Origin of the sequence: Actinopolymorpha pittospori (genome assembly GCF_014873875.1) — a bacterium.
Taxonomy (GTDB): domain Bacteria; phylum Actinomycetota; class Actinomycetes; order Propionibacteriales; family Actinopolymorphaceae; genus Actinopolymorpha; species Actinopolymorpha pittospori.
The window spans coordinates 16,105-29,957 of record NZ_JADBEM010000001.1 but is presented as its reverse complement, the minus strand read 5'-3'; the positions used below and the strand labels follow the sequence as shown (position 1 = coordinate 29,957).

14 protein-coding genes and 1 pseudogene are annotated in these 13,853 nt (G+C 67.2%); 7 read left to right on the top strand and 8 right to left on the bottom strand.

The features are described from left to right. Positions 1–7: 7 nt before the first annotated feature. Together HEB94_RS00140 and HEB94_RS00135 are read left to right on the top strand one after the other, a co-directional pair. Entirely contained in the window at positions 8–766 is a 759-nt protein-coding gene (locus HEB94_RS00140) for an ABC transporter permease (RefSeq protein WP_192748066.1), read from the top strand. A gap of 45 nt (positions 767–811) precedes the next feature. Then, on the top strand, positions 812–1,594 hold the full coding sequence (locus tag HEB94_RS00135; RefSeq protein WP_192748065.1) for a helix-turn-helix domain-containing protein: 783 nt from the start codon (positions 812–814) through the stop codon (positions 1,592–1,594). 123 nt (positions 1,595–1,717) lie between these two features. On the opposite strand, the gene HEB94_RS00130 is transcribed toward HEB94_RS00135, so the two are convergent. The 4 genes from HEB94_RS00130 to HEB94_RS00115 all read right to left on the bottom strand — a co-directional run bounded on the left by HEB94_RS00130 (position 1,718) and on the right by HEB94_RS00115 (position 7,327). Continuing rightward, on the bottom strand, positions 1,718–2,509 hold the full coding sequence (locus HEB94_RS00130) for an SDR family NAD(P)-dependent oxidoreductase (RefSeq protein ID WP_192748064.1): 792 nt from the start codon (positions 2,507–2,509) through the stop codon (positions 1,718–1,720). Between the two features lie 55 nt (positions 2,510–2,564). After that, positions 2,565–4,454, bottom strand: a complete 1,890-nt coding sequence (locus HEB94_RS00125; protein ID WP_202896019.1) for a rhamnogalacturonan lyase — start codon at positions 4,452–4,454, stop codon at positions 2,565–2,567. A gap of 127 nt (positions 4,455–4,581) precedes the next feature. Continuing rightward, positions 4,582–5,109 (bottom strand): SPFH domain-containing protein, encoded by a 528-nt coding sequence (locus HEB94_RS00120; RefSeq protein ID WP_192748063.1) that lies wholly within the window; start codon positions 5,107–5,109, stop codon positions 4,582–4,584. A 148-nt stretch (positions 5,110–5,257) separates the two neighbouring features. Next, positions 5,258–7,327: a helicase domain-containing protein gene (locus tag HEB94_RS00115; protein WP_192748062.1), complete on the bottom strand. Its 2,070-nt coding sequence runs from the start codon at positions 7,325–7,327 to the stop codon at positions 5,258–5,260. A gap of 566 nt (positions 7,328–7,893) precedes the next feature. Here HEB94_RS00115 and HEB94_RS00110 point away from each other — a divergent pair. The 4 genes and pseudogenes from HEB94_RS00110 to HEB94_RS00100 all read left to right on the top strand — a co-directional run bounded on the left by HEB94_RS00110 (position 7,894) and on the right by HEB94_RS00100 (position 9,534). After that, the gene (locus tag HEB94_RS00110) at positions 7,894–8,130 is read left to right on the top strand and encodes a nuclease-related domain-containing protein (RefSeq protein WP_192748061.1); all 237 of its coding nucleotides are present in this window, start codon (positions 7,894–7,896) and stop codon (positions 8,128–8,130) included. Further along, positions 8,127–8,486 (top strand): annotated as a pseudogene (locus HEB94_RS54090) (helix-turn-helix domain-containing protein); the annotation flags it as partial. The gene HEB94_RS00110 and the pseudogene HEB94_RS54090, both read left to right, overlap by 4 nt. Positions 8,487–8,717: 231 nt before the next feature. After that, complete coding sequence (locus HEB94_RS49965) at positions 8,718–9,005, top strand: hypothetical protein (RefSeq protein ID WP_238363309.1); 288 nt, start codon at positions 8,718–8,720, stop codon at positions 9,003–9,005. A 34-nt stretch (positions 9,006–9,039) separates the two neighbouring features. Further along, positions 9,040–9,534, top strand: a complete 495-nt coding sequence (locus tag HEB94_RS00100) for a GSU2403 family nucleotidyltransferase fold protein (protein ID WP_337917399.1) — start codon at positions 9,040–9,042, stop codon at positions 9,532–9,534. Here HEB94_RS00100 and HEB94_RS00095 read toward each other — a convergent pair. After that, entirely contained in the window at positions 9,531–10,535 is a 1,005-nt protein-coding gene (locus HEB94_RS00095) for an IS3 family transposase (RefSeq protein WP_192748058.1), read from the bottom strand. The two genes, HEB94_RS00100 and HEB94_RS00095, sit on opposite strands and share 4 nt — an antisense overlap. Further along, positions 10,532–10,861 carry a hypothetical protein gene (locus HEB94_RS00090; RefSeq protein WP_192748057.1) on the bottom strand — a complete coding sequence of 110 codons (330 nt, stop codon included), beginning with the start codon at positions 10,859–10,861 and terminating at the stop codon, positions 10,532–10,534. The genes HEB94_RS00095 and HEB94_RS00090 overlap by 4 nt, the downstream gene beginning before the upstream one ends. A 163-nt stretch (positions 10,862–11,024) precedes the next feature. On the opposite strand from HEB94_RS00090, the gene HEB94_RS00085 reads away from it, so the two are divergent. Continuing rightward, positions 11,025–11,336, top strand: a complete 312-nt coding sequence (locus HEB94_RS00085; RefSeq protein WP_192748056.1) for a hypothetical protein — start codon at positions 11,025–11,027, stop codon at positions 11,334–11,336. A gap of 42 nt (positions 11,337–11,378) precedes the next feature. Here the strand turns inward: HEB94_RS00085 and HEB94_RS00080 are convergent, their stop codons facing one another. Both HEB94_RS00080 and HEB94_RS00075 read right to left on the bottom strand, forming a co-directional pair. Next, positions 11,379–12,395, bottom strand: coding sequence for a zinc-dependent alcohol dehydrogenase (locus HEB94_RS00080; protein WP_192748055.1), 1,017 nt, complete (start codon positions 12,393–12,395; stop codon positions 11,379–11,381). 66 nt (positions 12,396–12,461) lie between these two features. Continuing rightward, positions 12,462–13,817 carry an ABC transporter substrate-binding protein gene (locus HEB94_RS00075; RefSeq protein WP_192748054.1) on the bottom strand — a complete coding sequence of 452 codons (1,356 nt, stop codon included), beginning with the start codon at positions 13,815–13,817 and terminating at the stop codon, positions 12,462–12,464. Positions 13,818–13,853 lie beyond the last annotated feature (36 nt).

Below are 13,853 nucleotides of genomic sequence, written 5' to 3'. Positions count from 1 at the left end.
AACAACCATGGCCACGTACTTCCTGGGCGACACCGCTGTCCTCACCGGACGGACCCTGCGCCATGTCACACGCAGCCTGGACACCATCATCACGACCGCGATCACCCCGATCGCCATGATGCTGCTGTTCGTCTACGTGTTCGGCGGCGCGATCGACACCGGATCGGTCTCGTATGTGAACTACATGCTTCCCGGCATCCTGCTCATCACCATCGCGTCGGGCATCTCCTACACCACACTGCGCCTCTTCACCGACATGCAGGGCGGAATCTTCGAGCGATTCCACTCCATGCCGATCGCCCGATCGGGCGTGCTGTGGGCGCACGTGCTGACCTCGCTGGTCGCCAACGTGATCTCACTCGTCGTCGTCGTGCTCGTCGCCCTCGTCATGGGCTTCCGCTCGGGTGCGGGAGTGCTGGCCTGGCTCGCGGTCGCCGGCATCCTCATCCTGTTCACCCTCGCGCTGACTTGGATCGCTGTCATCCCCGGCCTCACCGCGAAGAGCGTGGACGGCGCGGGCGCGTACGCCTACCCGCTCATCTTCCTGCCGTTCATCAGCTCCGCCTTCGTGCCCACCGACACCATGCCCGGCCCCGTGGGCGCCTTCGCCGAACACCAGCCGGTGACCTCCATCGTCAACACGATCCGCGACCTGCTCACCCAGCAGCCGGTCGGCGACATCTGGACCGCCCTCGCCTGGTGCGTCGGCATCCTCGTCGCGGCCTACGTCTTCGCCACCATCTCCTACCGTCGCAGGATCTCCTGAGCCGACGGAGACCGGATCGCGGTGAGTCGAGGGCAGAATGAGCGCATGCTGACGATCGGTCAACTGGCGGCGTATGCCGGCGTCACGGTGCGGGCGGTGCGCCACTATCACCAGATCGGGCTCCTGCCCGAGCCGGAGCGGGATGCGTCGGGTTACCGGCGGTACGGCGCACTGGCAGTCGTGTCCCTCGTCAAGATCCGCACCCTCGCCAACGCGGGCGTGCCGCTGTCGCAGATCCGTCAGATGCTCAAAGCCGACGCATCGACCTTTGCCGATGCGGTCGAAAGGATCGACAGCCACCTGCGCGACGAGATCGAACGGCTTGAGACCAGCCGCAAACAGATCGCGCAGCTCACCGCCGGGGACAGTCTCGCGCTCCCACCGGAGGTGACCTCCTATCTCGATCGGCTTCGGGAGATCGGGGCGTCAGAGCGGATGGTGGAGGCTGAGCGGGACGGGTGGATCCTGGTCGCGGCCTGCTGGCCCGATCACATCCGCGAGGTGATGCCCTGGAAACTCCGGCAGCTCGACGACCCCCAACTCGTTCGGCTCTATCGTCTCCTCTCGGAGATCCTCGAAAGCGATCCAGGCTTGGACGACCCGCGTCTGGAGGAAGTCGCCGACGTCATGGCCGGCCTGGCCGAGCAGGCATACACCGCCGGCGAGGTCGACCTCGGCGAGGCGGCGCACGACGACCTGGCGATCAGTCTCCTGGACGCACTTCCCGTCGAGTCCAACCCGGGAGCGGAGCGGCTGCTGGAACTGCTGCGCAAGCGTGGCTGGGCCGGTTGGACCCGGCTGGAGCGGCTGACGGAGCCGGCCGAGTAGGACATGACCCAACCCCCGGCATCGCTTCCCACCTGGCTGTCGACTGCTCGCGTCGGCAAGAGGCTCAGATGCCCACGCCCCAAGGCCTCCGCGGCAGACGCCGCGGAGGCTTCGTCGACACGCTCACAGGTCCGCGCGGTCGTAGGCCAGGTGCGGAGCCTGGGTGGCGAACTTACCTCCGCTCACGTCCACGAGCGTCCCGGTGATGTAGTTGGCCTGGTCGGAGGCGAGGAAGCAGACCAGGTTCGCGATGTCCTCGGTCGATCCCCAACGACGGATCGTCAGCATGTCCTTCAGCCGTTCCTGCTGCTCCGGCGAGCGCTCGGCGAAGTGGTTCATCTGGGTGGGGACCATGCCCGGCGCGTAGGCGTTCGCGGTGATGCCCCACGGTCCGAGTTCGCCGGCGATCTCACGGGTGAAGTGCGCCACCGCCGCCTTGGACGAGGCGTAGGCCGCACCGCCGATCGACGGGATGATCGCGGCGAAGGACGACGCGTTGATGATCCGACCGGCACGCTGCTTCTTCATCGTCGGGATGACCGCCCGGCACATGAGGAACGTTCCGGTGAGGTTGACGTCGTGGCAGTGGCGCCACCGCTCCTCCGCCAGCGTGTCGACCGCGCCGCCCGCGACCACACCCGCGTTGTTGACCAGGACGTCGATACGCCCGTACTGCTGCAGCGTCTCCTCCACCACCTCCTGGATCCGGTCGGCGTCGGTGACGTCACAGACGAGCTGGCTGGAGGGTACGTCGAGCTTCGCGAGTTCCTCACCCAGTGAGGCGAGACCTTCCGCGTTGATGTCGATCGCGACCGTGGTGACGCCCTCGTCCGCGAGTCGAAGGACAAGATCGCGGCCAATCCCACGCGCGGCACCGGTGACGATGCTGACGCGTCCCGCGAGATCGATGTGCATGGGGGCTGTTCCTCTCTGTCGTTTCTACCGTTCGTGTTCGGTGAACCTCAGCGGTTCATCGACCGCTCGTTTCGTAACCGAGGAAGTAGCTCAGGTGCGGCGGCTGGTTGTAGGCGACGTTCTGCCAGGCGATGCCGAGCCGGTAGACCGGATCGCTCATCAGCGTGGGAAACCGGTACGCCGACGGGTATGGCGTCGCGAACAGCCGTAGCGCGGTGCTGTCCGCCGTCCGCCACAGCACCTCCTCCCGCCAGTCGCCGAGCAGGTCGGCCTGCAAGGCTGGGTTGCCCTTCGTGCTGTTGTTCGACAGGGTGCCCGCCGCCTCCAGCAGCCTGGTGGTCGTCTGGGTCTGCAGGTCCCACTTGCCGATGTAGGGCGTTCCGGCGCCGATCGCCGCGTCGTAGGTGTGGTCGAGGATCTCCCGACCGAGGTCGCCGTCCCACCAGATCGCGAAGTTGGCCGGTGGGAGCGCGGTGGAGATCAGCTGGCCCCGCGCGCTGAAGAGACCACCGATCCCGCCGGCACTGGCCCAAGCCTCCTCACCGGGGTAGGCGGGGTCGACGTCGCCGGTGAGCCCGCGACCTGTGTCCTGTCCGGTGGAGACTCCCCACACCGTGTCGCCGGAGCTCGCGTCGCGGAACTCGATCCCATACGGTGAGGTGCGGTTCTCATGCACCTGGAAGACCTCCAGGCCCGGACGGGTCGGGTCGAGATCGCCCAGGTGCATCGCGTCGCCATGACCGAGCCCGGTGTTGTAGAGCGGCGTACCGTCGTCGTCCAGCGCCATCGCGCCGTAGACGATCTCGTCCCGGCCGTCCTCGTCGACGTCGCCGACACTGAGGTTGTGGTTGCCCTGGCCGGCGTAGCTCTCGTTGCCCGGCTGGTCGCTGTCGAAGGTCCAGCGCCGGGTCAGCTTCCCGTCCCGCCAGTCGTAGGCGACGAGCACAGTCCGGGTGTAGTAGCCCCGCGCCATGACGAAGCTCGGACGCCGCCCGTCGAGATAGGCGACCCCGGCGAGGAACCGGTCAACCCGGTTGCCGTAGCAGTCACCCCAGTTGCAGACGTCGCCCCGTGGCGGTTCGTACGGTGTTGTCGCGAGCGCGCGACCGGTCGCCCCGTCGAAGACGCTGAGGTACTCCGGCCCGTCGAGCACGTACCCGTCCGCATTGCGGTAGTCGGCCCCCGGGTCGCCGATGACCACGCCCCGTCCGTCCCGCGTACCGTCGGCGGTCTTCGCGACGATCTCGGCCCTGCCGTCGCCGTCGCCGTCGTAGACGAGGAACTGCGTGTAGTGCGCGCCGGCCCGGACGTTGCGGCCCATGCCGATGCGCCACAGGCGTTGGCCGGTGAGCTCGTAGGCGTCCAGGAACACCTCACCGGTGTAGCCGGCCTGGGAGTTGTCCTTGGCGTTGCTGGGGTCCCACTTCAGAACGATCTCGAACCTGCCGTCACCGTCGAGATCGCCCACGCTCGCGTCGTTGGCACTGTAGGTGTAGGCGACACCGTCCGGTGTCGTACCACCGGACGGCTTGTCCAGCGCAATGTCGAGGTAGTCGGCGTTCCAGGCGCTCGTCCGGCCGACGATGCCGCGCTCGTGCCCTGCGACGACGGCGCGGATCTGGTAGCGCGCGCTCGGGGCGCCGTCCGGGTCGACGACGTTGGTGCGCTCCGACACCGGCTCCTTCGTCACCCGGTGACCGTCCCGGTAGACGTGGAAGGCGATCCCGGGGTCGTCGGAGGGCAGCAGCCGCCAGCTCACCAGCATGCCGTCCGCGGTGGGGACCGCGAGCATGCCGCGGTCGAGCTTCTCGGCCGGCAGCCTGGGGGAGTGGGCCGGCGCTGCCGTCGGCTGTGTCGCGGCGGACCCCGGTGGTGCGAGGAGCGTCACGATGGCCGTCGCCGATGCGGCGACCACCGCCATCGTCGCGAGCCGTGCTGCCGGCATGCTGCCTCCCCGTACGGACGTCATCAACGTCGCTACCGTTGGAAAGCGTTTGCCGTGAAGCTATGCCGGGTGCCTGGCCCGATCAACGCGCTGACCGGAGGCGGTCTGGCCGATGGGTGTCAGCAGCTCAGGTCGACCGCTGCCGGGTGGACGGCGAGTGCCGGATGCTGGTGATCTCCACCTCGTTGACACGCACTCCCCACGAAGCCGCGGCGTCGCGAAGGACGCGGTTCAACTTCGCGGTGATCTGCCGATCGCTGACCAGAGCGCGTTCGAGGTCCATCTCAGCGACGATGTCCTCCAGCGGTCTCTGCGTGAGCTCGTCGAACACCGTGACGTAGTTGGCGACCTCATAGGTCGCGGCCACCGGATCGACGACCTGGAAACGGACGAGCATCTCGGTCGTCACGATCTCGTCGTCCCTGGAGACGACGTAGCGCGGCGTGAACGAGTGCGTCTGTTCGCTGAGATCCACCTTGTAGCGCAGCGTGTCGATGAACGGGACGACCAGCGACAGCCCGGGCGGAAGAGTCCGGTGGTAGCGCCCCAGACGCTCGACGAGACCGGCGTGGGGCATCGGGACGATAACCACCGACCGGGCCAGCAAGATCGCGACGAGTGCGACCACCACGATCGCCATGCTCAGATAGTCCATACAGCTTCCTCCCCCGAGGTCGCTGCTGGACAAGCGCGTTCGGCGCCACGTCCAGCCAGCTGTGAGCCGCGATACTGATCGTTTGAGCAGGCCGAGCCTAACAACGCCACCCAAGCTCACGGGTGCGTTCCGTTGATCTTCGTCGGGCTCAGCCGTAGCTCGCGAGCGCTCCGGGAAGCGGCGCGGAGTGGACGACGTGCAGGCTCGTGACCGCCCGAGTGAGAACGACGTAGAGCCGGTGCAGTCCGCGTGGTTCCGCCTCGACGATGCGGGCCGGTTCCGCCACGACGACCGCGTCGAACTCCAGACCCTTGGCGAGCATCGCCGGAACACACACCAGCCGTGCGCTGTCCATGGCGTGCTCGGTGGCGCCGAGGAGCGCGGAGTCCAGCCCGGCCCGCAGGAGCCCTTCGCGGATCCCTGTGAGTTCGGCGTCGGCGGCGATCACGGCGACCGAACCTTCCCCTTCGAGCGCCTTCTGGCAGGCCGAGGCGAGCGCGTCGAGGAAGTCGTCCTCGCCGGTCGGGGTGATCCGCAGCGCCCCCGGGATCTCGCGGAACCCGGTCGGCAACGCCAGGGTTGGCGCGATGTCGGGCAGCAACCGCCCGGCGAAGTCGATGATCTGCGCGGGTACCCGAAACCCGCGGTCGAGTTCGGCCAGCCGCGCGTCGGGGACGCCGAGGTGGTCGAGCAGCTCCGCCCAGGAGCCGGTCGCCCAGGGCGTCGTGGCCTGCGCGAGGTCTCCGAGTACGGTCGCCGAACCGGAACGGCAGCGCCGGTGCAGCGCGCGCAACTGCATCGCGGACAGGTCCTGCGCCTCGTCGACCACCAGGTGGCTGAGTGAGCCGCTGCGGCGTTCGATGAGGTCGGCGAGCTCGTCGAGCAGCACCGCGTCGGCCTCGGACCACTTCGCCGACTTCCACGAGCGGTACGGCTTGGGCCAGAGCAGGTCCGCCTGCTCCTGCGGGCTGAGATCCGTCCCCGCCGAGCTCGCCAGGAACTCCGCGTCCGAGAGCAGCCGGAACAGCACCTGCTCGGGGGCGACCCTGGGCCAGATCGCCTCGATGAGGTCCTTGACCGGCTTGGACCTGGCCACGGCGTTCTGCACCCGGTCGTCGGGAGACTCGCCCCGCTGCTCCATCCGGACCAGGACGGCGTGGGCGATCCGCTGCGCCACGGCGTTCCTGCCGGGTGCGTACCGGGTCGCGCCGCGCAGCGAGGAGACGATCTCCTGGACCTCGTAGTCGGGCACGCGGTAGCGGCGGGAGCCCTTGGCGTACAGGACTCCCTCGGTCGGGGTGCCGACGTGGGACCACAGCGCGCGCAGCAGCACCTCCGCCATCCGGGCGTCGCCCTTGATCGCCACGGCGCGTGGATTCTCCGCGGCGGCGACCAGATCGGGGCTGATCAGCTCGTCCACGGTGGTCTGCTTCACGTCGACCTCGCCGAGGGCCGGCAGCACCTTGCGGATGTAGGAGAGGAAGGAGCGGTTCGGCCCGACGATGACCACGCCGCCTCGGCCGAGGCGTTCGCGTTCGGTGTAGAGCAGGTAGGCGATGCGGTGCAGACCGATCGCCGTCTTGCCCGTCCCGGGTGCGCCCTGCACACAGATCGAGGGCTGAAGCGGCGCACGTACGAGATCGTCCTGCTCGGGCTGGATGGTCGCCACGATGTCACGCATCGGGCCGGTACGCGGCCGCTCGATCTCGGCGCGCAGGAACGCGTCCTCGACGCCGGACGGGATGCCCTGGTCGAGCAGTTCGTCGTCGAACGCGGTCAGATCCGCGGCGTCGGAAAAGCCGTAGCGCCGCCGACGCAGAACCTGCTGGGGATCGCTGGGCGTGGCCCGGTAGAATGGCACTGACACCGGCGCCCGCCAGTCGATCACGAGCGGCGTGCCGAGCTCGTCGTGCACGTGCCGCCGCCCGATGTAGAGCTGGTCGGTGGCGTCCTCGATGGTGCCGGTTTCGTAGTCGAGCCGGCCGAAGAACAGCGGTACGTCGGGCAGGTCGACCAGGGCCTGCGCGCGCATCCATCGGGCCCGGATGGCGGACTCGTTGGTGAAGCGTTCGTCGTTGTCCTCGCCGCCGATCAACGGCGTCTCGCGATCAACGACGTCCTGGTGCATGTAGGTGAGGGCGGTGCGTGCCCTGGTGAGGAAGGCCCGCTCGGTCTCGAGTTCTGGATCTTCGGCATGGCTGGGTGCGGATTCGGTCACGGGAGACACTGGGCTCCTCTGTGGAAAACGCGCGGAACGAGGATTGGCAGCAATCGACAGGGTCCCGCCCCGGAGAGAGGTCCGGTTCGTTTCGATCCTTGGCGCATGGAGGGAAAGCCGCCGCAGAAAACAGACCGGCGACGCTACCAGGCCCCCTAGGCCATCGCCAGCGAATTTCTGGATCGTGGCGCTGCCCAGGGTGGCACAGCCGCCGAGAGGCTACTCAGGTCACCGGGCTGCAGTCTGAGGTCTCCCCGTGGAACGCTGCGCCGAGCGGTCGTGACGTGTGGCGCGACGAGCCCACCAGGCCGTGTCGATCCCGCTGGCGCAGCGCTGCACGGATGCGAGCCGCTTCCCGGCGTGGGAGCACTGTCGTCCGCGACGGCGGTCTAGACGCATTTGTCATGGTTCGCTGGATCCAGTTCGACACGGTGGGCGACATGACCGCTGCTACCGGGCATGGAAGTTCGGGATAAACTCAAGTTCGGTTGGTAGCCGAACTTGCGAATTTCCCGAAACTGGATGGTGGTGGGATGGGGTCGCCGAGGAGGTCGGGGGTGCCAGCTATGGCTCCCGAGCGCGAAGTGGACGTGATCCGCCGGGTCGTCGCGCTCCTGCAAGAGCGTCTGCCGGCGGACTGGTCGGTGCCTACCGTGAGACTCAACGCCACTGTCGGGGACCATGAGGTCGACGCGTTACTGGATCTTGAAAGCCCAGGCGGCCGGGCCGTCCTCGTAGTGGAGGTCAAGAACCAGTCCGTAGTCACTAGCCGCCTGCCAATGGTGGCAGAGCAACTGAGCTGAGCGCGGCTACCCGACAGGTTGCATGTTCAGCACCGCTTTTTGCTGCACGCTACATTTCCTCGTCGGCGAGGTCCTGGCTGGAGGACCACAAGATCAGCTATGCGGACGCTACGGGAAACCTGCGCATCGCGCTTGGACAACCAGCGCTGTTCATCCGTGATGTCGGGGCAGATCGAGATCCGTGGCGCGGTCGAGGACGCTCAGTTGGCACGCTCAAGGGTGCTCCCGCGGCACGGGTTGTTCGTGCATTGGTCGACTACGCTCCTCCACTTACGCTCCCGGAACTGGTGCGAAGGTCCGGCGTGTCGACTGGCGCTACCTATCGAGTAGCCGACCTCCTCGAGAGCGAGGGGCTGATCGAGCGCTCGCCTCGCGGGCCCATAACTGGCGTGCAATGGCGTCGTGTGCTGGAAAGGTGGAGCCAGGACTATGGCTTCCAGGCAAGTAATGCTGTCCGTGGCTTCTTAGAGCCGAGAGGGGCGCCACATCTCATCGAGACGCTGCGATCACACCCCGACCTTCGCTACGCCCTGACGGGATCGTTGGCCGCCCATCGGCTAGCTCCATACGCTCCACCCCGAGCCGCAATGCTCTACGTGGACGACTTGAACGATGCGGCCGATCAGCTCGGCCTTCGCGTCGCCGATTCCGGAGCAAACGTTCTCTTGGCTGTCGGTGGCTACAACGTAGTCTTCGACCGGCTGGTGGAGGTCGACGACATACGGTACGCCGCCCCGAGTCAGGTCGCCGTGGACCTTCTCACTGGCCCAGGCCGCAACCCGTCGGAGGGTCAAGCCCTTCTTGACTGGATGGAGAGACATGAGTCCGAGTGGCGCAGCCGACCTGCTGGTGGAGGCACGGGGAGCGCTCCTTGACGCACTTGAAGCACTCCGAGATCACCTTCAAGCGGTGATTGTCATCGGAGCGCAAGCGATCTATCTGCACACGGGAGGTGCGGCCGTGGCCTTGGCCGAAGCCACCAAGGACAGTGATCTCGCCCTGGACAAGCGTGTGCTGGCGAACGAACCGCTGCTCGAGGTCGCGCTGAGGGCAGCGAACTTCATCCCCAACCCCGAGACGAACCAGCCCGGCGCCTGGGTGACCGCGCGCGGTATACCCGTCGATCTGATGGTTCCCGAATCACTCGCAGGCGCAGGCCCAGGTGGACGCCGTGCTGCCCGGATCCCTCCACATGCCAAACATGTCGCACGTCGAGCTGCGGGGCTGGAAGCGGCTGTAGTGGATTACACGCCTATGCAAATCAAGGCGCTGGATCCGAGTGACACCCGCGTCGTAAGAGCACACGTGGCGGGGCCCGCTGCCCTGCTGATCGCGAAGTTACACAAGGTCGGGGAGCGGACCGATACGGAAGGTGTCAAGTCAAGTGAGACAGGTTGTGCCTAGCGGATGGGTTGTTCCTGCTCGAGGGGCTGGTTGATCCAGGCGACCTCGGGAAGGTGGGGTGGTCGGGGGCGCCGGGTGAACCGTTGGGGGTGCGCAGCGTAGGCCTGGTTGAGGGTGTGCTGTCGCTGGATACGGATCTGGTCGGCGGTGCCGAAGTGCACCGAGGCTGGGGTGTGCATGCCGATCCCGGAGTGCCTGTGCTCGTGGTTGTAGGCCGCGAAGAAGCGGTCGCAGAAGTTGCGGGCGTCTTGCAGGGACCCGAATCGCTGCGGAAAGTCTGGCACGTATTTCATGGTTTTGAATTGGGCTTCTGAGTAGGGGTTGTCATTCGAGGTGCGGGGACGGGAATGGGACCGCAGGACGCCTAGATCGACCAGTAGCTCCGACACGGGTTTGGAGACCATGGCCCCGCCTCGGTCGGCGTGGATTGTGTGTGGTTCGACCCCGTTACGGTTGACCGCATCGGTGAGGAAATCTCTGGCCAGCACCGCGTCCTCGGCTGCAGCGACCAACCACCCCGTGACGTAGCGGGAGAAGATATCGAGGATGACGTAACACTTGTACCAGACGCCTTTGGCCGGTCCTTTCAACGCGGTGATATCCCACGACCAGACCTCACTTGGGCCGCGGGCAGCCAACTCCGGTCGCACTCGTGGTGGATGGGTGGCTACCCGGCGCCGCTCGGAGGTCTGCCCGGCGGCGCGGGCGATCCGATACATGGTGGACATTGAGCACCAGTACCTGCCCTCGTCCAGCTCACGAGCCCAGACCTGGGGGATCGCCAGGTCCGCGTAGGCAGGGCTCGCGAGCAGGTCGAGCACGCGGGTGCGCTCGGCCTGGGTCAGCGTCTGCGGCCGTGGTGTGCGTGGTAGCCGGGGACCGTGCACCACGGGCTTGGGGTTGGCGTGGCGGTAGTGGGTGGCCCGGGAGATCCCGGTCAGCGCACACGCCTTCTGCACGGAGATCGCTGCCGCACGCAACTGCGTGAGGGAGGCCTTCATGACGTCTTCGACGGAGGTTCGTTCTCCGCGCTCTCGGAGAGTCCTTCCAAGAGCGCGTGCGCTTTTCCCATGATGTCCAACGCCATCCGTGTTTTCGTCAGCTCGGATTTCAGTTTCTCGTTCTGGCGGCGCAGTTTCTCCAACTCGACCTGTTCGGCGGATTTCCTCGGTCGGCCCGCCGGGACTGGTGTGTTGGTCGCGTCGGACAGGGCGCCGGCGTCGCGGGCCCGTGTCCATTCGATGACGTGGGAGGAGTACAAGCCCTCGCGGCGCAGGATCGCGCCTTTCTCGCCGTTGGGTGCGTTCTCGTACTCGGCGACGATCATCAGCTTGTACTCCGGGCTGAACACTCGTCGTGACGGTCGGGGTGCCGGATCGGTCTCTTCGGCCGGAGGGGTGGACGGCCTGGGCTGCTTGTCGGGTGGTGGGGACACGTGCACAAGGATCTCCGATCCCGCCCTCGGTCAGGAACCCCCGTACTCACTCGGGGTGTCTCACACCAGCCTGACAAAGAGGGATACGCCGGGGCGGCTGAACGACAAGGATGCCCACGACATCTACCGGCTGCTTGTCGCGACCTCTACAACGGACATGGCGGCAGCCATCAAGAGGCTTCATGTCGACCAGTTGGCCGGCCATCCGACGCAGCAGGCTCTCGGCTACCTTGACGAGCTTTTCGCTGCGGGCCCAGACGCACTGGGCTCGATCATGGCTGGGCGCGCGGAGGAAGGTGTCGGCGACCCAGCGGTTGTGGCCGCTTCCGTCGCCGTACTCTCCCGAGATCTGGTGGAGGCCATCTAGGACGGACAGCCACGGGCGGCAACCAGTGCCGTGGCGAAGAGCTCAGTGGCGGGTGGGGTCGACGAGGGTCTTGGGCCCCCGGCCCTCCACCTGCGGCATACCCGCGGCGAACAGCGCGTCGAGGTCCTCGAGTCCCACGGTCCGCGAGATGAGCGGCAGCGGGTTCACCGCGCCGGAGGCGTAGGCGTCGATCGTCGCCTGCAGGCCGAGCGACCCACCGAGCACGCCGGTGGCGGTGGCCTCCTTGCGGACGAGGACCCGGGTGTCGACCTCGCTGGGCTGTTCGGCGATCCCGATCAGCACGACCCGGCCGCCTGGTCGGACCGACCGCACGGCGAGGGCGGGGGCGTCCGCTCCGGTCGAGGCGTCGATCACCGCGTCCCACTCCGTCTCGGGGAGGTCCTCGATCGTGGACGCTCGGCCGATGCCGACCTCGCGGGCGAAGTCCAGGGAGGGTTTCGTGACTCCGACGATGTCGACGTCGAGGCCTGCCGCGTCGGCAAACCAGGCGCACAGCAGCCCGATGGTGCCCGGCCCGATCACGAGCACCCGCGCGCCTGGTGGTGCCTGGGTGGCGTGCACCGCACGGTAGGCGTTGGCTCCCGGTTCGACCAGGGCACCCATCTCCCAGGTCACCGACTCGGGCAGGACGAAGAGGGAGTCGACCGGCATCACGAAGCGCTCGGCCAGCGCGCCCGGCCAGTCACGCCGGACGCCGACCTCGTACCGGTCCTCGCACAGGTGGTGAAATCCGGACCGGCACCGCTCGCAGTGTCCGCATCCGATCATGGTGTCGCCGGTCACCCGCCGGCCGAGCCAGCTCGCCTCGACGCCCGGCCCGAGCGCGGAGACGACGCCGGCCCATTCGTGGCCCAGGCGCAGCGGATGGTGGCTTCGGGCTCGTCGGATCCGCTCGTCGTCACCGAAGTACAGCGACACGTCGGTCCCGCAGACACCGGCGCGCCGGACGTCGATGGCGACCTGCCCCGGCCCGGGGGTGGGGGAGTCGACCTCGCGTACGCCGCCGCATTCTCGTGCCTGCACAACGAACGCCCTCATCCGATCTCCCTCACGTCATGGACAGAGCCGGCACCCGCGAGCGACGCGGGTGCCGGCTCCGGCGGATCAATTGACCGAGAATCCCTGCTGGTTGCCGTAGCTGACGATCTGCTCCTGCCACTGCTTCAGGCCGGCGGCCAGATCGCTCTTCTTGGTGTAGGCGGGGCCCACGTTGTCACTGAACACGCTGTCGGCGTAGACCTCGTAGGGCAGGAACTGCCAGCCCGGGGAGACGTTCTCGGTAGACTCGGCGAAGATCGTGTTGATCTGCTGGCCACCGAAGTAGTCGACCTTGCGGTTGAGCCACTCATCGCCACCCAGCATGTTGGTGGTGCTGGGGAAGCCACCCTCGTCGACCCAGATCTTGTTCGCGTCCTCGTTCGCGCTCATCCACTGGACGAACCCGATCGCGGCCAGCTTGTTCTTGCTCGCGGTGAGCACCGAGGACGCGGATCCGCCCTGGGCGCCGCTGGCCTTGCCACCGGCCTCGTACTGCGGGACGGGGGCCACGCGCCACAGGCCCTTGGCCTGCGGGATGCGGTTCTGCAGGGTGCCGGCGCCCCACGCGCCGGTGATCCAGGTCGCGTACTTGCCATCGGCCAGACCCTGCGACCACTCGGGGGAGAACGACGGCGAGGAGGTGTCAATGAGACCTTGCTTGATGAGCTGGTCCCACGTCTTCGCCCACTTGAGGGAGCCCTCGTCGGCCAGGTTGACGGTTACCTTCTCACCGTCGGCGGAGTAGGGCTTGCCACCCGCCTGCCAGATGAGTGCGTTGGTGAGTCCGGCCTCCCCGGCGTCGGGCGCCATGTACTTCTTGGGGTCGGCGGCCCGCAGCTTCTTCGCCGTGGCGATGTACTCGTCCCAGGTGGTGGGGACCTTCAGGTCGTACTTGTCGAAGACGTCCTGACGGTAGAACATCGCGAGCGGTCCACCGTCTTGGGGAAGGCCGAACAGACCGCCGCTGACGTTCACCTCCGACCAGATGGAGGGGGAGTACTTGTCCTTCATGGACGCCACACCGTAGGCGTTGAGGTCCACCAGGGACTTGCCGAACGCGAACTGCGGCAGCGCGGTGTACTCCAGTTGCGCGACGTCGGGGATGCCCGAACCCGCGGTGATGACGTTCTGCAGCTTGGTGTACTCGGTGTTGTTGCTGCCGTTGTTCTGCAGCTTGACGTGCACCTTCGGGTAGGCCTTCTCGAAGGCCTTGACCACGTCGGCGTACTGCGGACCCCAGGCCCAGAAGGTCAGCGTCGTCTCCTTCTGGAGCGCCGCGTCAATGTCGGCCTGCGTGGCGACCGCGCTGGGCTTCGCGTTCGGTGCGTCCTCCGTGGAGGATCCGCACGCCGCGAGGGGGAGCGCGGCGACCGCGACCGCGGCGATACCGGCCGCGAATCGGCGTCGGGAGCTTCGGATCATGATCGTACTTTCGCTTCCTTGGGATGGGTTACTGCT

What these genes read in the sequence shown, in the direction of transcription:
- HEB94_RS00140 (WP_192748066.1), top strand. Translation starts at nt 8, where the DNA reads ATGGCCACGTACTTCCTGGGCGACACCGCTGTCCTCACCGGACGGACC.
- HEB94_RS00135 (WP_192748065.1), top strand. Translation starts at nt 812, where the DNA reads ATGCTGACGATCGGTCAACTGGCGGCGTATGCCGGCGTCACGGTGCGG.
- HEB94_RS00130 (WP_192748064.1), bottom strand. Translation starts at nt 2,509, where the DNA reads ATGCACATCGATCTCGCGGGACGCGTCAGCATCGTCACCGGTGCCGCG.
- HEB94_RS00125 (WP_202896019.1), bottom strand. Translation starts at nt 4,454, where the DNA reads ATGCCGGCAGCACGGCTCGCGACGATGGCGGTGGTCGCCGCATCGGCG.
- HEB94_RS00120 (WP_192748063.1), bottom strand. Translation starts at nt 5,109, where the DNA reads ATGGACTATCTGAGCATGGCGATCGTGGTGGTCGCACTCGTCGCGATC.
- HEB94_RS00110 (WP_192748061.1), top strand. Translation starts at nt 7,894, where the DNA reads ATGGCTCCCGAGCGCGAAGTGGACGTGATCCGCCGGGTCGTCGCGCTC.
- HEB94_RS49965 (WP_238363309.1), top strand. Translation starts at nt 8,718, where the DNA reads ATGCTCTACGTGGACGACTTGAACGATGCGGCCGATCAGCTCGGCCTT.
- HEB94_RS00095 (WP_192748058.1), bottom strand. Translation starts at nt 10,535, where the DNA reads ATGAAGGCCTCCCTCACGCAGTTGCGTGCGGCAGCGATCTCCGTGCAG.
- HEB94_RS00090 (WP_192748057.1), bottom strand. Translation starts at nt 10,861, where the DNA reads ATGATCGTCGCCGAGTACGAGAACGCACCCAACGGCGAGAAAGGCGCG.
- HEB94_RS00080 (WP_192748055.1), bottom strand. Translation starts at nt 12,395, where the DNA reads ATGAGGGCGTTCGTTGTGCAGGCACGAGAATGCGGCGGCGTACGCGAG.
- HEB94_RS00075 (WP_192748054.1), bottom strand. Translation starts at nt 13,817, where the DNA reads ATGATCCGAAGCTCCCGACGCCGATTCGCGGCCGGTATCGCCGCGGTC.